General features: G+C 35.0%; 20 protein-coding genes. 11 read left to right on the top strand and 9 right to left on the bottom strand.

The window, feature by feature from the left end:
- Positions 1-20 precede the first annotated feature (20 nt).
- The 4 genes from infC to DI487_RS02140 all read left to right on the top strand — a co-directional run bounded on the left by infC (position 21) and on the right by DI487_RS02140 (position 2,186).
- Positions 21-572, top strand: a complete 552-nt coding sequence (infC, locus tag DI487_RS02125; RefSeq protein ID WP_109568192.1) for a translation initiation factor IF-3 — start codon at positions 21-23, stop codon at positions 570-572.
- A 70-nt stretch (positions 573-642) separates the two neighbouring features.
- The gene (gene rpmI, locus DI487_RS02130; protein WP_109568193.1) at positions 643-840 is read left to right on the top strand and encodes a 50S ribosomal protein L35; all 198 of its coding nucleotides are present in this window, start codon (positions 643-645) and stop codon (positions 838-840) included.
- Between the two features lie 113 nt (positions 841-953).
- Entirely contained in the window at positions 954-1,298 is a 345-nt protein-coding gene (rplT, locus tag DI487_RS02135; RefSeq protein WP_109568194.1) for a 50S ribosomal protein L20, read from the top strand.
- An 84-nt stretch (positions 1,299-1,382) separates the two neighbouring features.
- Complete coding sequence (locus tag DI487_RS02140) at positions 1,383-2,186, top strand: HAD family hydrolase (protein WP_109568195.1); 804 nt, start codon at positions 1,383-1,385, stop codon at positions 2,184-2,186.
- 676 nt (positions 2,187-2,862) lie between these two features.
- Here DI487_RS02140 and DI487_RS02145 read toward each other — a convergent pair.
- The 6 genes from DI487_RS02145 to DI487_RS02170 all read right to left on the bottom strand — a co-directional run bounded on the left by DI487_RS02145 (position 2,863) and on the right by DI487_RS02170 (position 11,902).
- Positions 2,863-3,597 carry a LytR/AlgR family response regulator transcription factor gene (locus tag DI487_RS02145; RefSeq protein ID WP_109568196.1) on the bottom strand — a complete coding sequence of 245 codons (735 nt, stop codon included), beginning with the start codon at positions 3,595-3,597 and terminating at the stop codon, positions 2,863-2,865.
- A complete protein-coding gene (locus DI487_RS02150; protein ID WP_109568197.1) occupies positions 3,590-5,593 on the bottom strand; it encodes a tetratricopeptide repeat-containing sensor histidine kinase in 2,004 nt (667 codons plus the stop codon). Before DI487_RS02150 ends, DI487_RS02145 begins: the two co-directional genes overlap by 8 nt.
- A gap of 158 nt (positions 5,594-5,751) precedes the next feature.
- Complete coding sequence (locus tag DI487_RS02155; RefSeq protein ID WP_109568198.1) at positions 5,752-8,175, bottom strand: LamG-like jellyroll fold domain-containing protein; 2,424 nt, start codon at positions 8,173-8,175, stop codon at positions 5,752-5,754.
- Positions 8,176-8,265: 90 nt separating this feature from the next.
- Positions 8,266-8,916: a LytR/AlgR family response regulator transcription factor gene (locus tag DI487_RS02160; protein ID WP_109568199.1), complete on the bottom strand. Its 651-nt coding sequence runs from the start codon at positions 8,914-8,916 to the stop codon at positions 8,266-8,268.
- Positions 8,917-10,626, bottom strand: a complete 1,710-nt coding sequence (locus DI487_RS02165; RefSeq protein ID WP_170108159.1) for a tetratricopeptide repeat protein — start codon at positions 10,624-10,626, stop codon at positions 8,917-8,919.
- Position 10,627: 1 nt separating this feature from the next.
- Positions 10,628-11,902 carry an asparagine synthetase B gene (locus DI487_RS02170; protein WP_109568201.1) on the bottom strand — a complete coding sequence of 425 codons (1,275 nt, stop codon included), beginning with the start codon at positions 11,900-11,902 and terminating at the stop codon, positions 10,628-10,630.
- A gap of 164 nt (positions 11,903-12,066) precedes the next feature.
- Between DI487_RS02170 and DI487_RS02175 the strand changes: the two genes are divergently transcribed.
- Positions 12,067-12,459: a hypothetical protein gene (locus tag DI487_RS02175; protein WP_109568202.1), complete on the top strand. Its 393-nt coding sequence runs from the start codon at positions 12,067-12,069 to the stop codon at positions 12,457-12,459.
- Positions 12,460-12,502: 43 nt separating this feature from the next.
- Here DI487_RS02175 and DI487_RS02180 read toward each other — a convergent pair whose 3' ends face one another.
- The 3 genes from DI487_RS02180 to DI487_RS02195 all read right to left on the bottom strand — a co-directional run bounded on the left by DI487_RS02180 (position 12,503) and on the right by DI487_RS02195 (position 14,954).
- Complete coding sequence (locus DI487_RS02180; RefSeq protein ID WP_109568203.1) at positions 12,503-13,189, bottom strand: response regulator transcription factor; 687 nt, start codon at positions 13,187-13,189, stop codon at positions 12,503-12,505.
- Positions 13,190-13,194: 5 nt separating this feature from the next.
- The gene (locus DI487_RS02185) at positions 13,195-13,995 is read right to left on the bottom strand and encodes a sensor histidine kinase (RefSeq protein ID WP_109568204.1); all 801 of its coding nucleotides are present in this window, start codon (positions 13,993-13,995) and stop codon (positions 13,195-13,197) included.
- 635 nt (positions 13,996-14,630) lie between these two features.
- Complete coding sequence (locus DI487_RS02195; RefSeq protein WP_109568206.1) at positions 14,631-14,954, bottom strand: hypothetical protein; 324 nt, start codon at positions 14,952-14,954, stop codon at positions 14,631-14,633.
- A gap of 154 nt (positions 14,955-15,108) precedes the next feature.
- On the opposite strand from DI487_RS02195, the gene DI487_RS02200 reads away from it, so the two are divergent.
- The 6 genes from DI487_RS02200 (at position 15,109) to DI487_RS02225 (ending at position 21,985) form a co-directional block, all read left to right on the top strand.
- A complete protein-coding gene (locus DI487_RS02200; protein WP_109568207.1) occupies positions 15,109-15,666 on the top strand; it encodes a phage tail protein in 558 nt (185 codons plus the stop codon).
- 25 nt (positions 15,667-15,691) lie between these two features.
- On the top strand, positions 15,692-16,249 hold the full coding sequence (locus tag DI487_RS02205; RefSeq protein WP_109568208.1) for a phage tail protein: 558 nt from the start codon (positions 15,692-15,694) through the stop codon (positions 16,247-16,249).
- A 63-nt stretch (positions 16,250-16,312) separates the two neighbouring features.
- Complete coding sequence (locus DI487_RS02210; RefSeq protein ID WP_109568209.1) at positions 16,313-17,461, top strand: ABC transporter substrate-binding protein; 1,149 nt, start codon at positions 16,313-16,315, stop codon at positions 17,459-17,461.
- Entirely contained in the window at positions 17,462-18,274 is an 813-nt protein-coding gene (locus DI487_RS02215) for a methionyl-tRNA formyltransferase (protein ID WP_109568210.1), read from the top strand. It abuts the gene before it with no gap.
- A gap of 148 nt (positions 18,275-18,422) precedes the next feature.
- Complete coding sequence (locus DI487_RS02220) at positions 18,423-20,279, top strand: Ig-like domain-containing protein (protein ID WP_109568211.1); 1,857 nt, start codon at positions 18,423-18,425, stop codon at positions 20,277-20,279.
- 62 nt (positions 20,280-20,341) lie between these two features.
- Positions 20,342-21,985 (top strand): T9SS type A sorting domain-containing protein, encoded by a 1,644-nt coding sequence (locus DI487_RS02225; RefSeq protein ID WP_109568212.1) that lies wholly within the window; start codon positions 20,342-20,344, stop codon positions 21,983-21,985.
- Positions 21,986-22,018: the final 33 nt, after the last annotated feature.

The raw sequence follows: 22,018 nt of genomic DNA on the forward strand, positions 1-22,018 counted from the left end.
AAAATTTTAGAGCCATAGCAATTAGAAACAACAGAAGAGGTTTTAACCCCAGAGAAGAAAAAAAAGATGCACACCGAATTAATGAAAATATTCGTGTGCCTGAAATTCGTTTAGTAGGTGATAATATAGAAAACGGTATCTATAAAACAGCCGAAGCTTTACGAATGGCTAACGAACAGGAATTAGACTTGGTTGAAATTTCACCCAATGCTGCACCTCCTGTATGTAAGATAATGGATTACGGTAAATTTTTGTACCAACAAAAGAAGCGTGAAAAAGAGCTTAAGGCAAAATCTACCCAGATCGTTGTTAAAGAAATACGTTTCGGTCCTCAGACTGATGAGCACGATTATGAATTTAAAAAGAAGAATGCTATTAAATTTTTAAGTGACGGTGCAAAACTAAAAGCGTTTGTTTTCTTTAAAGGACGATCCATTATATATAAAGAGCAAGGACAGATCTTATTGTTGCGTTTAGCTCAAGACCTTGAGGAATATGGCAAAGTTGAAAACATGCCTGTTTTAGAAGGAAAACGTATGATCATGTATATTGCTCCTAAGAAAAAGAAATAATCTCATTTGAGATATTGCAGGTAACTGCTAAAGATAATGTAAGTAAGATAATTTAATATTAAGGAAGAAAATGCCTAAAATGAAAACTAAATCCGGAGCTAAAAAACGTTTCGTTATCACAGGTTCTGGAAAGATTAAAAGAAAGCATGCTTTTAAAAGTCACATTTTGACTAAAAAAACTAAAAAGCGTAAATTAGCTTTAACTCACTCGACTTTAGTTCACAAAGCTGACGAAAGAAGTGTGAAAGAACAATTAAGATTAGTATAATCTAATCTCGGTTTAAAAAATTTATTTAGTAACCCTGGAGTGGGCCGTCCTGATAAATCAGGATTCAGAAGTGTCAAAACAATGACCGCCTTACTACAAAAAAATTAAAAATTATGCCTAGATCAGTAAATCATGTAGCTTCAAGAGCTAGAAGAAAAAAAGTATTGAAGCAAGCCAAAGGATACTTTGGAAGACGTAAAAACGTTTGGACAGTAGCTAAAAACGCGGTAGAAAAAGCAATGCAATATGCTTACCGCGACAGAAAGCAAAAAAAGAGAAACTTCCGTGCATTGTGGATTATGCGTATTAACGCTGCTGCAAGATTACACGGTATGAGCTATTCTCAATTTATGGGTAAAGTAAAAGCTAATAACATTGAGCTAAACCGTAAAGTTTTAGCTGACTTAGCAATGAATCACCCTGAAGCTTTTGCTGCTATTGTAAATCAAGTTAAATAATAAAACGTTTGTCAAACCTTATCTTACTTATATAGAAAATCCCGCTTTTTTAGCGGGATTTTTATTTTCCCAATAGAAACTCCTATGGAATTATCTAAGATCAAATTAATCGTCTCTGACATGGACGGAACATTACTCAATTCTAAACACGAACTTGATCCGTCTTTTTTTGAAATATATGAAAAACTAAGAACTAAAAACATTCAGTTCATCGCTGCAAGCGGAAGACAATATTTCAGCATTGCTGATAAATTCAAACCTATTTTAAATGAACTGACTATCATTGCTGAAAACGGCTCTTTTGTTAAAAAGAACGGAACTGAGATCTTAGTTAAAGCAATCAATATCTCTTTATTACAAAATGTTATTGAACATGCCCGAAAGACCCCTGATACTTATATTGTTCTTTGCGGAAAAAACGGAGCTTATATAGAACAGGATAGCGAGCAATTTGTAAATTATTTTAAAGAGTTCTACAACAAATACTCATTAGTTCATGATCTGTTGAGCGATCCGAATGACCATTATTTTAAAATCGCTTTATACAATCCGAATGGGGCTGAAAAACATATTTACCCTTACTTTGAAGATTTTAAAGAGGTACTACAAGTAAAGATCTCAGGAGAGTACTGGGTTGATATTATGCAGTTGCAAGTGAATAAGGGTAATGCCATTGAATTTATTCAAAAGCAGAACCATATTACTAAGGATGAAACTTTAGTTTTCGGGGATTACTTAAACGATCTTGAAATGTTCGAACAAGCAGGCACTGCTGTTGCTATGCAGAACGCGCATCCGGAATTAAAGAAAATAGCCTCTTACATTACTGATAGCAATGATCATAATGGGGTTTTTACTGTACTCAAAAAATTAGTTGATTTAGAATAATACAAAAACCCGCAGCATGCGGGTTTTTCTTTTTTAAATTATTTTAATAATGAGGCTTTTTGCAGAAAATACATTTTATTCATCATTGATAACCAAATAAACCTCTTTCTACAATTAAAGCACTTAAAATAATTTAATGTAGGAATAAAATCTTTAATAGAATTCTTGTTCCTTTTTCTTCTACCACATTTTGGACAAGACATTTTTTATAGTTTTATGTTTCAAATATATACTTTTTCACAAAAAACCAACACTTATTTCTTAAAAAATTTAATTATATACCGAAAAAATGTTATAAAAAAATAAAAACTAAGATTATTTAGTTAATCTATAACACATTGCTAAACAAAACCCCACGTATAAATTTGTGGGGCCTTGTTGTCTAAAAAGGGTTATGGTTAATAGCAATGGCTTCCCTTTTTATATGAGTACATATCTGAAAACCAAATAAAAATAAAGTAGTATGAGTGCTAAAAGCAGTACCAGACCTACTGCCTTTAATAGCAACACGAAATTCTCACCGATGTGTTTTTTAAAAAGGTCAATCATCACGTAATTTTTTTCTACTACTCAATAAGTATACCATAAAGTGACGATATTTTTATTGCTTTTCAAAAAAAATGTTCTGAAGTCCTGTCTATTTGTTATCAAACAACTATATGCTGTGATTTTGTTTTTAAATGATATTCAGTTTTTTTACCAAATCATCATAATAGTTCTTCGAAAGAGGGATTTTAGTGTCTCCGATAAGAACAAAGCTAGTCTCTATATTTGTGATATTCTTTAAATTTACAATATAAGACTTGTGGGTTCTGAAGAACTGATCGCTGTTTAATTTTTCTATGAAACCTGACAACGATGCTCTGATTAGCTCTTCTTTTTTCTTTGTTTTTATTTCCAAGTAATTACCATCTGATTTGATCCATAAGATATCCTCCAGTTCTACTTTAGTATATCTTGATTTATCTTTTAAAAAGATCGCATCTTTAACTACTACATCTGTATTACTTTCTGAACTTCCCTCAGGCTTAGGCTTTTCATTATTAATCTTATGCCAGGAAATCTCAATGGTTGATAACAATTGTTCTTTTTTAAAAGGCTTTACCAGATAATTAACGGGATTTGCCTTTTTAGCTCTTTCTAAAGTTTGACTATCTGAATAAGACGTTGCGAAAATGAATGGTATCTTATAGTTTTCGTTAATATAATGAGCCAGATCGACTCCGTCTTTGGTCTCATTTAAATTGACATCAAGTAGCACCAGATCCGGTTTTTCATTTTCGTTTAAAATTTTAATCGCTTCTTTATAATCCATAGCTATCCCCACTACATTATAGTGTTGCTCCTGCAATATTGTTTTAATATCTTCAGCTATGATCAATTCGTCTTCAACAATTAAAACTTTAATCATTCCTCTTCTTATATAATTTTAAATTCTTAAACATCACTATAAAGGTAGTGAATTTTCCTTCTTTTTTTATTTCAAAGCTTCCTCTTAACTGGCGGCTTAAAATAGAAACTATTTTTAATCCCAGTGACTTTTGATTTTCCATCGAAAAGTCTTCCGGTAATGGGATACCGTTGTTACTGACTTTGAGTTCATAATCTAAATCTCCTAATGACTCAATCTCAATTTTTATAGTTCCTTGCGACTGGTCAATAAACGCATGCTTGTAAGCATTAGAGACCAGCTCATTTATGACCAACCCAAGCGGAACGGCAGTTTCAAAATCAAATTTACATTTATGGGCATAAATATTTACCGTTATTCTTTTTGAATCTCCGATATACATTTGCGATAAGAATGTCGTAAGATCTTTTACATAGTTTTCAATATCAACCTTATCTATATCTTCTGACTGGTAAAGCTTTTGATGGATAAGACTCATCGCCTGTATCCTGTTTTGTCCTTCCTTTAAAAGATATAAAATATCGTCATTCTTTACATCTTTTGACTGCATATTGAGCAAACTGGAAATGATCTGAAGGTTGTTCTTCACCCGATGGTGTATTTCCCGTAAAAGGGTTTCCTTTTCATATAGGGATCGTTGGATCATTTCTTTTTGGGCTTCTACAATTTTTCGCTGTTTTTTATTCTCTTTTAAATTATAATATATAGCAGCAGTTAAGACACTCAACACAATAAGGCTTATAACAATAATATAGATCAACATTTGCTGTTTTTCAGCTCTGACCTTGCTTGCTTTTTCTTTTTGAAGTTGCTCCTGTGCTAATAGTTCTTTTTCCTTTTCAAACTCATATTGCTTTTGCAATTCATAAACCCTGTTATTGATCTCTATATTGAACATAGAGTCACTATACTTTTTATATAATAATTCATTCTCATAAGCCAGTTTGTATTTTGCTGACTCATTATAAATTCTAGCCAAATTCTCATGACAGAATTTGATAGATTCTAACTCTCCTATTTGTGTCGAATATTTTAACCCTTCTAAAGTATATTGTTCGGCCTGCTTATAATTCTTCTCCAGAAAGTATACATATCCTATTTCTCTGTTTATATCTCCTAAGCCAGACTTGTTGCCTGTCTTTTTATAGATTTCTAATGCTATATTAAAATATTCCAGTGCCTTTTCAAGTTGGTTCAATTTCAAATAGGAAGCTCCTACCCCACGGGCACTTCCGGCTGAATGATTTGACTGTTCCTCTTTTAATTTTAGATATGAATCCAGAAAAATTGATAAAGCCTTTTTGTACTCTTTATTGTCTAAATGATTATAGGCTAAATTGGTAGAGATAATATGCTTGAGCCATTCTGCATCCTTTGATTCCAGTCCGTCTAAAGAATGTAATGCTTTATTATAATATTCAAGCTCTTGATCATGACGGCTTTGCTTTCCATATAAAATAGCTTTGCTATTGAACACTCTGGCTATTTTAACTTTATCATTGATCTTTTCGTATGCCTGTAAGGCCCAATTCAAGTGTTTTATGGACTCCGGAAAATTATTTCGGATTAAGTTTGCTCTGGCCATATAGAAATGACAATCTCCGATATAGATATAATCTTTTTGATCGTTGGCTATAGCCAATGCTTTTTTCAGATAGGTTTCTGAAAGGTCAAAATCACTGGTATTGTTATAAATTTTACCTAAGAGAAAGCTTGCTTCCAGTATCTTTTCCGGGAATTTTAATTTGATGGCTTTTTCTAAAGCTCTTTTAGCATAAAGAATAGCATCATCCGTTTTTGTTTCGTCTAACTCTTCTGAAAGAGAAAGTAAAATTTGAACTTGTAATGTATCAACAGAAGTTTCAGATGATGATTTTGAATCTGTGATGTGTTTTAACTCCCTTTCCAAACTATCAACGGCGTTAACTTGTCCCCACAAAAAGCTATTCGGAAAACCTATCAATAAAAAAAGAAAAGAAAAAAAAGGGCTTCTCATTGAGCTAAAATAAAGATTTTCACTTATATTTTGTACATTATTTAGAATTAATCCTCATTATTTGATTGATTAATTATTATTATTGAAACTTACTGAAGCTACTATTACTAAAAAAGCTCTCAAAAATGAGAGCTTTTTCTACTATAAAATTTAAATTGTTATTCTTTAATTAATTTGAAGATTTCAAAATTATTTTCTGAATCAATAGTTTTAACAATATAAATTCCTGAATTCAGAGCTGTGATGTCAACATTTGCTTCTCCAGATACTATCTTTTGCTTTTTAACAACTTTTCCAACAATATCATAAACTTCAATCGTCACATTTTCTTCCGTTCTAACCGTAAAAATTCCTTTTGTCGGATTAGGATACATCAAAAACTTGTTCGTATTAAAAGCAGTACTGCTTAATACAAGAGGACAAACATTACCCGTTGTTACTTGAGAACCTATTTTCCAGTTTGAAGTAGATCCTGTTAAAGCAAAATTATTAAGAGTTCCGTTATAATTATTTCCGGAACTGTCGGTTAAACTTGTAACACCGGAATTATCAGCATTTTCAAACCCTTGATTGAATTTATAATATGCTATAATATTATTTTGCCCATTTTCTAACTCACAATCTTTAGTAGCTAAAATATCAGAATCTGCCAAAGCAATATCCCAAATACGAACCTCATCTATATCTCCTTTAAACATTTCAGGAACAGTTTGTGCATTTCCACCGATAACAAAAGTCGATGTTATTGAAGGCATTGCTCCGGTTTTTGCTGCTGAATTAATTAGAACACCATCTACATAAATTTTCATCGTTGCACCATCCCAAACACCTGCAACATGTTGCCAGGTATTTAACACCACAGCATTGGAAGCTACTACTGATGAATATCCTGTACCTCCGTTTATCCAGAAAGAATAACCGTTATTATCTCTTCTCAATAACATTTGTAAACCAAGTCCTGATGTTGGGTAATCATAATTACCAGCAATCACTCCTAAACCTGAATTTGTTTCCGGTCTAACCCAAGCTTCTACTGTTGTTGCCGTTTTACCTGTAAAATAAGTAGTTAACGATGTTCCTAAATTAACAATATCATTAGCTCCGTCAAAATTTAAATGTGTCGCAGCCGCATTGACAGTAACTACAATTTCGGCTCTTTCACTTTCACAACCATTTGCATTGGTTGAAGAAACCCAATATGATGTAGAACCTGCAACTGAAGTATCAGGAGTCGGTGCAGTAGTACTGCTTGTTCCACCTGTAGCAGTTGTATACCATAGTAAGCCTGTTTCGCCAGAAGTTGCTGTTAAAGCGGTAGCGGTAGCTCCTTGATTGTAAACCACTGGTGTTGAAACGGTAGGAGCAACAGGAACTGTAGATCCGGTTGTTACCGCAGAACCTGCTAACCAATTTGAAGTTGAACCTGTTAAAGCAAAATTAGTCAATGTTCCGTCATATCCATTTGAAGTGGCATCCGTTAGAGTAGTAACACTTGTATTGTCTGCCTGATCTATTCCTTGATTGAATTGGTAATAAGCTACTAAGCCTGATTCTGTTCCTTGTAATTCACAGTTCATAGAGCCATTAATTTGTTCAACTGTTCTTGCAGTAGTCCAAACGCGAACTTCATCAATATTTCCTGTGAAAAGCTCTGAACCACTAATTCTATTACCAATGTTAAATTGATTTGAAGTGGTTGGTAAACTTACAGAAGCAGCTTGAGAAGCGATTAAAGTTCCATTTGCATAAACATACATATTTGCTCCATCATAAACTGCAGCAATATGAGTCCATGTATTTAAGGGAACACTAAAAGGAGAATTTAAAAAAGTACCATTTAAAACAAATTGAATGTTGTTGTTATTTCTTACACGTAATAATACTTTATGATAAGCTCCATCATAATCTGTAATAATATTATTCCACCCATTTAAAACTGATGGATTAATCCATGCTTCAAATGTTAAAGCAGTTGCTCCATTTAAAGCAGTAGAGATTGAAGTTCCTAAGTTTACATAATCATTAACTCCGTCAAAATTTAAATGTGTTGCCGGTGTAGGAACCGTAAGAAATGTTTTAAACCATAAATCATACGAATCGTACAAGATTGTGTTTCCGTCACTAAAATACAACCCTCCGTTAGCATAATTTGCTCCTGTACCATGAGTAGAAACAGAACCTGTTATCCCTCTAAAATCTATGGTATAACTATTACCGCTAACAATAGCTACACTAGAAGAAAGAACAACACTTAACTCTTCATAACCATTGGTAACTGGCGGATTTGTAATAGTAAAACTCGTAGTGTTCAATACTGTACCTCCATATCCGTTTCCATCAAAGATTCTCAATTGAAAATCTCCGGCACTAAAAACTGATCCCCAATTTCCAACTCTAAGATTCACTTGCGTCATATCTCCGGTCATACCGGCTACAAATGACTGTCCTACATTCTGTGTTGAAGAAACGGTAAAACTTCCTCCTCCGTTATCTGAAGGGGCATTAGATTGATCTAATGTTTGGCTAAAAGCAATAACCGATAAACAGAATAATAAAAAAGAATAAAAATACTTTTGTTTCATAAAATTAAATTTAAAATTCTATGGCAAAAGTAATTTGCTATTAACTATTTAAAAGTTTATTGGGACGAACTGCAAAAGTTTGTGGACGAATTAAAAGATCAGATCACAGTTCCTGGAAAGCGGTAATTCATATTTGTCAATAATTACTGCATTTGATTTTTTTTGTGCTATTTTTGATACATTAGCAATATAGGAACGATGAATTTTGCAAAAAATAGCAGGGTCTAAATCTTTATAAAAATTATCTAATGTATTTCTTACAGTATACTTTTTTCCCGGGGTTTGAATGTCAATATAATTTTTATCACTCTTTACAAATAGTATTTGATCAGTATTCAATTTAATTTCATTGTGTCCGTCTCTTATAACAACATAATTCGATTTATTATTGATCACAACTAATTGAAGTGCTGCTAACAGATCAATTGTCCTTACGGGTTTTGTTAAATAAGACACAGGATTAACTTCTAATGCCTTTTGCAAAGTAGAAAGTTCCGATTGCCCTGTAATGAAAATAATTTTTGCTTCTTTTACATGTTGTTTGGCCCAGTCAATTCCCGTATCTCTACCCTCGACATTGATATCTAACAGAACAACATCCGGTTTAAAAGAATTTAGTTTTTCAATTGCCTGATTAATTTTATACGCAATATCGATTTGGGTGTAATTATTTTCATTTAAGATATTCTTTATGTGATTTGCAATCAACACTTGATCTTCAACTATCAGTATCTTTACCATTTATGCAATCTTTTTTGAAAATGTTATTTTGAATCCTTTTGTTACATCAATTTTGTATTCTACGTCTAATTGCAAACACAACTGTGCCACTAATTTAGGATCTATTTCCTTTGTTTTAGGTTTTTCGCCATTGTCATGGTACAAAAAATGAATGAAATCTTTCTCTCTTAAAACAGAAATCAAAATTGCCTTCTCCTGTTCACGAGTATAAGCATGCTTTATGGAATTTATTATCAGTTCTGTAACCAACAAGCCTATGAACATGGTAGTATCTGAACTCAATAAAACAGAATCAATTTTTAAATCTATAGTTATATTCCTTTCTTCGAAAACTTCACCATAAACGGATTTAATTTCATTCAGATATTCATGTATGTCTACCTGCCTTTTATCTGCTGATTGGTATAAATGTCTGTGAAGAATAGCTATAGTCTCTACTTTTGCTAATATTTTTTTTATCGGAATATTTTCAGATTCAGCGTTGGCTTTTCTGAGCTCATCAGAAATTAAGATTGTAATCAACTGTAGGTTATTATTAATTCTATGATTAGTTTCGCTTAAAAGGAATTCATTTTCTTTTGATAGTTTTTCAAGCACTTTATTGTTCTTTTGAGTTTTCCTGAAAAAAAACAAAACTATTAATGTCAAAATAATTAAAGAAAAAAGTATTCCTACCGCAATAAAAAAATTAACTCGGGAACTTTTTAGTTCATTAGCCTGATTTTTTAAATTCAACTCTTTAATCTCAAGCTCCGAATTTTTCTTTTCTAATTCATATTTCCGCTCTGCCTCAATGATCTGCTTATTCCATTTACTGATAAACTCTGCTTTTTCTAATTCACGGAAAACCTCATAAGAATCGAGCGCCTTTTTATAATTCCCGGTTACTTTAAAATATCCGGCTTCTAAAAATTTAAAATCCTGAAGGTAAATATTGTATTGTTTTTTACGGGAAATCTCTAAACCTCTGTCAATAAAAGACTTTGCCTTTTGTATACGTCCTTTCTTTTCATACAATCTAATGATATTAATTAACACATTAGCTTCGTATAATTCGTCGTTAATTTTTCTAAATTGCTGTAAAGCTTCTTTATAGTACTCTTCGGCAAGGACATCTTTATTCAGATTTTTATAGGCATACCCTATTTCATTAAAAGCTGAAGCCACTAAAGCATTAGCACCTTCTCCTTTAAATAATTCTAAGACTTTTTGTGAACATTTTATAGAGTTATGACAATCGTATTCTTTCTCTATATAAAGAGCAGCTCTTCGGCTCCAGTAATACGCTTCTGTTTCGCGTGAAACGTGATGTTTGTCTATAATTTCTTTAGCCTCATTAAGGTATTCTAAAGATAAGTCAAAATCATATTTAGCCCTGTAAAACTCGCCTATATTGAGATATGTTTCCGCTAAGCGATCGTATAATTTTATCGTATTGAAAATGGATTCGGCTTCCTCATAAAGTTTTAATGCCTCCGGGTAATCTTGCTTTAATTTCAGAACTTTACCTAAATTCAGTTTGTAAATACCTTTAATGGAATCATCAGAAGATGTTACCTGTTTCTCAATCTTCTTAAAAAAGTATAGAGCACTGTCAATTTTAGACGTTTTTAAATAATCTATGCCTTTCTGAAAATCCTGATGAAACTGCGCTTTAACGGGATATATCAGAAAAAAATATAAAAAAAAGCTAAGTATTTTGAATTTCATATTAGGTTTTCTGCTTTTTCTTCCTTGCTGCCGGAAATAATACATTATTCAGGATCAAACGATATCCCGGCGAATTGGGATGCAAATCTAAAACTGTTGGCGGATCTCCTACTCTATGCTGGTAATCTTCCGGATCGTGTCCTCCGTAAAAAGTAAACATACCTTTACCTCTGGTTCCGTGAATGTAGCGGGCTTCTCCGTTTATTTTACACTCTCCTAAACGAAGAACGTTACTCTTAATCAAACTTCCTCTGAAAGCTGTCGTCTGTCCCATAAATCCTTTTATGAGTTGCGTATGGTTTTGGCATAACATCGTTGGGATCGGATCCCATTTTGCTGAAAAATCCATTAAGGAAAAATAATCCTGCTCAAAAGGAATAGTTTTATTTATCCTGTCATTAGTTGTATCGATATCCGAAAATTCATAGACCATCGGGCTACGCTCTAAAATAAAATCCTTGAATGCAAAACTATTGTTGTAGTTGATGGAAGCCTGATAATTCGGTGCACTATTATCACCATCAAACATAGGCTCACAAATATCAACCCCGTCAGCAGCTAAAGCAATATCAAAACTATCGGTTGCGGAACACATGGCAAACATAAAACCTCCCCCAATGACATAATCTCTTATTTTTCTGGCTACTGCCAGTTTTTCTTCTGATACCTTTTGATATCCCAGACTTGCGGCTAATTCTTCTGCTTGTTTTTTTTGTTCTATATACCAAGGTGCATTTCGATATGCTCCGAAAAATTTTCCGTATTGTCCGGTAAAATCTTCATGATGTAAATGCAACCAATCGTAAAGCAATAACTGATCGCTCAGTACTTCCGCATCGTAAACTTCAGTATATGGAATTTCGGCATAAGTTAAAACCATGGTCACAGCATCATCCCAAGGCTGTTTCCCTTTAGGAGTATACACTGCAATCTTAGGTGCTTTTTCTAAAATCACCGTTTCCATGTTTTGAGAAGGGCTGCTAATTTGTTCCAGAATATTATTAGCAGAAGCATCTGATAAAATTTCAAATGTAACTCCTCTGATCTGGCATTCTCTTCGGATCTCAGCAGCATCGGGTAACAAGAACGAACCTCCTCTGTAATTTAACAGCCAACTCACTTTATAGTCCTTTGTCAGTGCCCAATAGGTAATTCCGTAAGCTTTCAGATGATTTTGCTGCCCCTCAGCGTCCATAGGTAACAATACGGAAGAGGCCTTAATAGTTATGGAAAAAAAGATAAGGTATAGAATTATAGAAAATGATAAACCCTTCATTTCATTTTTATTCAAATATAATAAGATTAATTGGTTCGGCAAACAGGTAGAAATACCTGACAGACCAGGTAATTCAACCTTTTTTTTTTATCTATAACTTTCGCCTGTAACAAATAGCTGTCAAATGAGGAATTTTGTTTAAAAGCAATTTAAAACATTTAACCATGGAAAATAAAATTCCTTCTAAAGTAAAATTTAATTTAACTCTGGATCAAACGATTAAAGGAACACCGGTTCTGACAAATCCGGACTGTTCATTTAGCTATGATTGGGACTTCAGTAAAAACATGGGGCTTGCCCTTTTAGAAAGTATTGAGAACACCGAATTAAACTTAACGCTTCATCCTCTTGGAATAGCAGGTGTCTTAGCTTTTATGTCCGACATCAGTCCGTTGTCTGTTACTATCGATGGAAAAGATGTTGTCATTTTCAGAGTGATCCTTGACATTGATCTGGTTTCAGGAACTAAAAAAGCGGCCATTATGTTTAACCAAGATGGTTCAACAATTCAAACTACGGATAATTGGGAAAACGAACATGCTAACCTGATCAGCTAAAATAAAATAAGGAGCTAATTTATAGCTCCTTATTTGTTTCTATTTAAAATCTCTGACTGATTTGTTCTACATCTACTATTTTGTTTTGAATTGCATAGACGACTAAACCGGCTATATTTCGTGCTTCTGTCTTTAACAGCAGATTGTTCCTATGTCCGTCAACAGTTCTGGGGCTAATGAACAATTTTTCAGCTATTTCATTGGTGTTATGCTGCATACAAATCAACTTTAGCACTTCTTTTTCTCTTGAGGTAAGATAGTCTTCTTCAATACTGCATTTTACCTTTTTATTTCCTGACGAAATCCCTTCATAGATTATTTCCATGACCATGTCATTATAATAAAAACCTTTGGCTATTACTTCATTGATCGTCTTTACCACTTCTTTAGGAGACGTATTCTTAACAAGGTAAGACGAGGCACCTTCCTGAATCATATTTAAAACAAAAGGTTTTGTTTCATAACTGGTCAGGGCTATTATTTTTATTTCCGGAAATTTACTGTGAATTCTTTTTGTAGCTTCAACTCCGTTTAATAAGGGCATTTTTAAATCTATAAGAATTAAATCGGGCAATTCAATCGGATCGTCTTCGAGATAATTAACGAGGTCACTTCCGTCAGAAGCTTCATAAATTACCTTAAAATTAGGCTCTCTTTCTAGTAAAAAAGCAATACCTTTTCTAAAAAGCAGCTCATCATCAGCCAATATTATTTTTATTATATTGTCCATCTTTATTAGAAATTTAAAATTACTCGTACTCCTTGGCTAATAGCACTTTCAATTTTTAAATCTCCTTTCAAAAAACTTGTTCTGCTTTCGATATTCTTTATTCCAAGTCCTCTACGATACTTTGTGTTTTTTATGTCGAATCCTTTACCGTCATCTACATACTCACAAATTTTTTTTCCATCTTCAATAGCAAAACGAATGTCTATCTGTCTCGCATTTCCATGTCTTATGGAATTATTGATCAATTCCTGCAATATTCTGTAAAGGTGCAGATGATTATGGAGGGGTATATCTTCAAAGATACTTTGTTTTAACGTATTTTTATAATTTATTTGTACTTTATTTGCAACTGAAAAATTATTACACAATTCTTCTATCGCCACATTTAAACCGAAATTTTCCAAAACCGGAGGCAAAAGATCATAGGATATTCTTCTGGTACTCTGCAAAACTTTCCCGCATACATTGACTATATTAGCCGTTATTTCTTTTTGCTCTTCATCTGATAAATTCTCTGAATTTAACATATAACTGCTTAATGAAATGATATTTAATTTAGAACTTATATCATCATGTAAATCTCTGGCTATCCTGCTCCTCTCTTCTTCCTGAGCTAAAATAGTGGCATTGATGATCTCCTTCTGATATTTGATCTCCATATCTTTATTCTCAATCTCTTTTTGAATGATCTTCTTTCGGGAATAATAAACGAATACCACTACAGCAATCGTCATTAAGACAAAGGCTATAAATGTATAAATGATCGCAAGGATCAATTCCTTATCCGTAAGAGCTGCATTGTTCATTTACATTTTTTTTATTCTTATATTAAACCATTCAACCATTATTAAAATCTGATAGATCACGTATAGTACTGAATTAAGCTCCCAAATGATCTTACTGGTCGAAAAATTCAAAACAGAAATGATATTACCCGATAAAAAAACAACCGTACTCCCGAATAAATAAATCAAGATTCCCATATTTATATAATAATACGTTCGCTTTTCGTTCAGAATATTATAAAAATGAAACATTGAAAAAATGATCAACAAGAATGAGGTAAGGAAAATTTCTAAAAGGTTGAATCTCAAAAAAAGTTCCGGATTAAAAATATACTGAATAACCAGAATTAGAGGACAAAGTAACAGGCTATATTTTACGATTTTTTTCTGTTTCTTATTTTTCAGGATCGATAAATAAAAAAAACTCAAAATAATAAATTGAAAAACAAAATACAGATGCGATAGAAACAAATTATTAATCCCATTTCTTTTAAAAAAAGCTGTAAAAAACTGAATTATAATGATGATGGAAAGATAAAATGTAAAAATAAAATAAGATCTGGATACAAATTTTTTAAGTCCCAAGAGAAACAAAATAAAATTTGTACCCAGCAAAAAATATCCTATATACGTAAGGCTACCTAACAAGTCAAGTATTAACTAATAAAAGGAGCTTTTTGATTACATGTATTCGGGCAAGGCTCCGAAAAATCATAAATGTAGTTACCGTTCTCCTCAGATATCATATCGTTCCCCTCTGCATCAACTCCTACGACCATTAATCGTTCTACCTGATTTTCATCAACTCCTAAATATGCTCTGACATTCACAACACCGTCTTCCTGCATTACTTGTTGAATATCAATTCCGGGAATAAGAAAGGCTTTTAGCTTATTATGTTGGTTATAAGTTCCTTCCTCTTGTTTCCATCTGCTAGCCCAAGTCTGAGCAGTTTCCAAACTAATTGTGTTTTTTGCCATAATAGTAAATTTTATTAAGATTAGTAGTAAACAAATATATCATAAAAACTGATATATTTCTTATATAGCTCATAAAAACAGGTATTTCTACCTATATTCAAAACTGATGTTAATGGTACATTTGTTTATATTAACTATAAAAACTAAATTTTTTATGTCTACAGAACCATTTATCGGAGAAATTAAACTATTCGGATTTAACTTTGCCCCAAAAGGTCATATGCTTTGTGCCGGACAAATAATGTCTATCGCTCAAAATACAGCCTTATTTTCACTTATAGGAACTACCTACGGAGGCAACGGACAAACCACTTTTGCTCTTCCTGATCTACAAGGACGTATGCCAATAGGACAAGGTCAAGGTTCGGGATTACCTGATTATTCAATGGGAGAAATCGGAGGTCACACTACAGTTACGCTATTAACAAGTAACATTCCGCCACACACACACTCTTTGAATTCAACTCGTGTACTATTACAAGCATCAACGGATAATGCAGATGAACTATCGCCGGCAGGAAATTTCCCAGCAACAGCAACAAGCGCGATCTATAGCGGTAACGGAGCAACTCCTAATGTATATACAGGAGGAGCACGTCTTACAGGTACTACTGATATTACCGGATCAGGTATTCCTGTAAATGTCTTGAACCCGTATTTAACTATAAATTATTCCATTGCTATATACGGAATTTTTCCAAGTCGTAATTAATTTACTAACTATAAAAGAAAAACACATGTCAACGGAACCATTTATCGGAGAGATTAAACTATTCGGATTCAATTTTGCCCCTTTGGGATATTCACTTTGTGCCGGTCAAATTATTTCAATTTCTCAATACACAGCCTTATTTTCACTTATAGGAACTACTTACGGAGGTAACGGACAGACCACTTTTGCTCTTCCTGATTTACAAGGGCGTATGCCAATTGGACAAGGACAAGGTCCGGGATTACCCCTTTACACAATGGGACAAAAAGCGGGTAGTACAACTAAAACACTAACAACTTCAAACTTGCCTCCACACATCCATTCATTATTGAATGCTCATGTTAATTTACAAGCATCAACGGATAATGCAGACGAATTATCGCCGGCAGGAAATTTCCCGGCTACGGCTACAGATGCCATTTATAGCGGTAACGGAGCAACTCCTAATACATATACAGGAGGAGCAGTACTATCAGGTACTACTGACGTTACCGGATCAGGTATTCCTGTAGATATCATGAATCCTTACCTAACCATAAATTTTTCTATTGCTATGCAAGGAATATTCCCAAGCAGGAACTAATTTTTCAAACATAAATAAAGGGAATATTTTCAAAAATATTTCCTTTATTAACAATAAAAAAATATGCAAAAAATAGGAGTTCTTTTACCAAGATCCACATATTATAAAACTATCGGCTTTGACATCTATGAAGGATTAAAATCAGGATTAAAACAAGCCGGAAGAGAAGATATTAAAATCATTACCGAAAATATCGGTTTCGGCGCAGATAAACAACAATGCTACCGCTCAGCCGAAAAACTATTATTGGAAGAAGAGGTAAGCTTAGTCCTTGCTTTTATAGGACATCGTACTGCTGAACTACTCAGACCTCTTTTCCTTGCTGCTAATAAAATGCTAATTGTTTTAGATGCAGGAGCCAATTTACCAAATGAATGGCCAACATGTCCTAACATTTTCTATCACTCGCTTCACAATTCCTTAGGTGCATGGCTTACAGCCAGAAAAGCTTCTCAGGACGGATATCAGGAAGGCGCTATGATAACCGGATATTATGACGGAGGATATTTACATACGTATAGCATTTCAAAAAGTTTTGAAAATGCAGGCAGTAAAATTTGTTTTAACCATGCTACCGGCTATCAAGAAACAGATTTTACAATGGAACCGATACAAAACCAGTTAGCTACTAACGCAAACACAGCCTTTCTAAGTCTATTCAGCGGCGATTTTGTACAATGGTACTTCAAAGAAATAAATAATAGATATAGAAATCAAAACTTACCAATATACCTAACTCCTTTCGGACTGGAAGAAACCGTATTGGAAGCTGCTGTTTTACCGAGTGATGCCGTGAGCGGAGTTATCTCCTGGTCAAAAAAGATAGAAAATAACGAAAATAAAATCTTTATTGAAACTATAGAATCATCAGGAAAAAAACCAAACCTGTTTTCTTTAATTAGTTGGGAAGCGTCTTCAATTGCCATAAAAACCCTAGACCTACTGGCAGAACAAAAGCATGTGATTTCTAAAGTTGCAAGCGAATTACATGAATTTGAATTTGAAAGCCCGAGAGGGAAAATATATTTTGATAAAAAAACAAACACTTCTATTACAAATCTTTACGAAGCAACATTGATTGAAAACAAAGGTACTTGCGAAATAAAGTTAGGCAAAGAAATAAAAGACACTAAAGAAGAATTTGAAAAGTTATGCAATCTACCACTACATGAGGTAACTTCTGCATGGTACAACAGTTATACTTGTATTTAGATGGAAGAGAAAAAGAAAATAGTATTATTATGCGGTGGAAAATTTGCTTTCAAAGCCTTACAATTAATGGCTTATGAAAAATTCCTATACGGTGTAGCAATTGGAAAAGGAACCGAAATGATGACAGAAGCTTTAGAAAACGAGTGCGACAAAAACAAAATATTGTTTAAAGCATTTCCCGATAAAAAAAGCATGTCTGAAATGAAAAATTGGATCAATGAGATACAACCGGATTATATTTTCTCTATTTCCTTCCCTTTTCTAATTCCTGAAGATGTACTTTCTTTCGGAACGGAAAGATTTATTAATTTCCATCCGGGACCTTTACCCCGATACAGAGGTGTAATGCCTATTTTTGAAGTGTTAAAAAATCAGGAAACAGAAACCGCCATCAGCGTTCACTTCATGAACTCAAATTTTGATGAAGGGAATATTATCTTCAATGACCCAATTCCCATTGAAAGAGGAGAAACTTACGGCAAATTAACCCAAAAATTAAGTAACAGAGTTGCTCAAGTTGCTCTGAATATGGCGGAAATGCTTCAATTTGGCAGTAAAATCCCTAATATACCTCAAGATGAAGATGAAGCTTATTATTATGAAAAGCCCCAGTTTTCTGATACATTCATCAATTGGAGAAGAATGGATTCAGAAGAAATAATTGCATTAATCAATGCCTGTAACCCTTGGAATAACGGCGCTGACACCACATTTATGGGTGAACAGGCAAAAATCATAACAGCAACACCCCTTAACACCCCCATAAAAATATTCATCCCGGTACTGTTACAGAAATTACAGAAGAAAACTTAATCGCTGTAGCATGCTCTGATAATAAACAAATTGCCATTGAGATACTTAGCACTGAAGAAGGAATTATAACAGCCAAACAATTCAGTGATCATAGTAACATTATTGGCAAAACATTTAGTTAAGGTCTAACAATATAAATTTACATCACATGAAACAAAAAATTACTTTCATTTTGATTGCAATGAGCTTATTTTCAACAAGTTCATACGCACAAACTCAGTTTTGGAGTGATACTTTTGAAGATACCGGTGCTCCAAGTTCCGGTAGCAGAACACCGTCTATTGCCGAATTCTCATGCGGAGGACCTCCGGCAACAGCCTATTTTAGAAGAGCGGGTTTAGCTGACATTGATTTGCAATCCGGTACATATTCAAATATTGAAGGTTCAAAATTTTGGGCCGCTGAAGATATTGATAAAGGTCCAACCTGTACAAATAGCAGTATATCTGCAAACCAACAGGTAACCTGGAGCGGAATTGATATAAGCGGAAAAACAAATTTGTCTTTCAAAGGACTATTTGCCGATAATGATTTTAACGGTGGTTATCAAGGAAGTTCATTCGGTGCCAGTCAGGATTTTATGGCTGTTGAATATCGGATAGACGGAGGCTCATGGAACAGAATCATTGCCATTTATGCTAATTCCACAACATCTTCAAGTACTTTTAGTGTCGATACAGATGGTGATTTAATCGGAGACGGAACAGCTTTAAGCTATGCTTTTACCGAATTAACAGCAAACATATCAGGAACAGGAACAACATTAGATTTACGTTTCAATTGTTTTGTAAATGCCAGTACAGCACAAGAAATCGCAATTGATAATTTCAGATTATTAGCTACTCCGGCTTGTACAGATCCTACAGTTCCGACTGTAACAGCTACTACCCCTGTTTGTGCAGGAAATTCAAGCACTTTGACTATCAGTGGTACTTTGAATGATGCCACTCAATGGGCTGTTTATACAGGATCATGTGGAGGAACATTAATTGGAACAACTTCAGGATCAACTTTTGTAGTTACTCCAAGTTCAAACACTACTTACTACGTTAGAGGTGAAGGTGGTTGTGTAACTCCAGGTAGTTGTGGTACAGCTACTGTTAATGTAGTTAATCTTTCTTTAAGTGCATCATCTCAAACAAACGTATCATGTTTCGGAGGGACTAATGGTTCTGCAACAGTAAGCGCTTCAGGTAGTACCGGATATACCTATTCTTGGTCACCTTCCGGCGGAACCGGTACAACAGCTGCAGGTCTTGCCGCAGGTACTTACACTTGTACCGTAACGGATGCCAATGGATGTACTGACTCTGTTAACTTTACTATCACCGAACCGACTGCCTTGGTCTTAACCCAATCTTCACAAACCAACATCGCTTGTAACGGAGGTTCGACCGGAGCTGCTACTGTTAATGCAGCTACTGGCGGTGCAGGAGGATATACCTATAATTGGACTCCGGGGAACCCCACTGGGGACGGAACAACTTCCGTAACTGGACTAACTGCAGGAACATGGACTTGTACCGTAACGGATGCCAATGGATGTACTACTTCCACTAACTTTACTATTACTGAACCGACTGTCTTAGCCTTGACACAGGCTTCACAAACCAACATCGCTTGTAACGGAGGTTCGACCGGAGCTGCTACTGTTAATGCAGCTACCGGCGGTGCAGGAGGATATACCTATAACTGGACTCCGGGGAACCCGACTGGGGACGGAACAACTTCAGTAACTGGACTAACTGCAGGAACATGGACTTGTACCGTAACGGATGCCAACGGATGTACTACTTCCACTAACTTTACTATTACTGAACCAACTGCCTTAGCCTTAACCCAATCTTCACAGACCAACATCGCTTGTAACGGAGGTTCAACAGGAGAAGCTACTGTTAATACAGCTACTGGCGGCGCAGGGGATATACCTATTCTTGGTCACCTTCCGGCGGAACTGGCACAACAGCCACAGGTCTTGCCTCAGGTACTTACACTTGTACAGTAACGGATGCCAATGGATGTACTACTTCCACTAACTTTACTATTACTGAACCGACTACATTAGCCTTGACACAGGCTTCACAGACCAACATCGCTTGTAACGGTGGTTCAACAGGGGAAGCTACTGTTAATACAGCTACTGGTGGTGCAGGAGGATATACCTATAACTGGACTCCGGGGAACCCCACTGGGGACGGAACAACTTCCGTAACTGGATTAACTGCAGGAACATGGACTTGTACCGTAACAGATGCCAATGGATGTACTACTTCCACTAACTTTACTATTACTGAACCGACTGCCTTGGCCTTGACACAGGCTTCACAGACCAATGTTGCTTGTAACGGCGGTTCGACAGGAGAAGCTACTGTTAATACAGCTACTGGCGGCGCAGGAGGATATACCTATTCTTGGTCACCTTCCGGCGGAACTGGCACAACAGCTACAGGTCTTGTTGCAGGTACTTACACTTGTACAGTAACGGATGCCAATGGATGTACTGATTCTGTTAACTTTACCATCACCGAACCAACTGCCTTAGCCTTAACCCAATCTTCACAAACCAACATTGCTTGTAACGGAGGGTCAACAGGAGAAGCTACTGTTAATACAGCTACTGGCGGCGCAGGGGGATATACCTATTCTTGGTTACCTTCCGGCGGAACTGGTACAACAGCTACAGGTCTTACCGCAGGTACTTACACTTGTACCGTAACGGATGCCAATGGATGTACTGATTCTGTTAACTTTACTATTACTGAACCGACTGCCTTAGCCTTGACACAGGCTTCACAGACCGATGTTGCTTGTAACGGTGGTTCGACCGGAGCTACTACTGTTAATGCAGCTACTGGTGGTGCAGGAGGATATACCTATAACTGGACTCCGGGGAACCCGACTGGGGACGGAACAACTTCAGTAACTGGACTAACTGCAGGAACATGGACTTGTACCGTAACAGATGCCAACGGATGTACTACTTCCACTAACTTTACTATTACTGAACCGACTGCATTAGCCTTGACACAGGCTTCACAGACCGATGTTGCTTGTAACGGTGGTTCGACCGGAGAAGCTACTGTTAATGCAGCTACTGGTGGTGCAGGAGGATATACCTATAACTGGACTCCGGGTAACCCAACTGGGGACGGAACAACTTCCGTAACTGGACTAACTGCAGGAACATGGACTTGTACCGTAACGGATGCCAACGGATGTACTACTTCCACTAACTTTACTATTACTGAACCAACTGCTATTGATGATACAGTAACTGAAAATTTAGGTGTTCTAACTGCTAATCAATCAGGTGCTACCTATCAATGGTACAGTTGTCCGAATACGATCTTGACCGGAGAAACCAATCAAAGTTATACACCAACAGTTGACGGAGATTACAAAGTTGAAATTACTGTCGGATCGTGTACTGTTGAGTCTATTTGTACCACAGTTCTTAGCGCTGAAGATTTTGAAAGAAACGACAATTTTGTAATGTATCCTAACCCAGCCCAACACACACTCTATATAAAAACGAAAACAGATAAAGAGTTGGTTATTATCAATCAACTGGGGCAGACCGTTAAAAAATTCAAAGCATTATCTTCTATTGAGAACACTATCAATATAAGTAATTTATCAGAAGGTATTTATCTGATAATAGACAGCAGCAATAACTCGTCGAAAGGCCAAAAGCTAATTATAAACAACTAATTCATTCAAAAAAAGAGCGATTCAAAATTGAAT

Origin of the sequence: Flavobacterium sediminis (assembly GCF_003148385.1) — a bacterium.
Classification (GTDB): domain Bacteria; phylum Bacteroidota; class Bacteroidia; order Flavobacteriales; family Flavobacteriaceae; genus Flavobacterium; species Flavobacterium sediminis.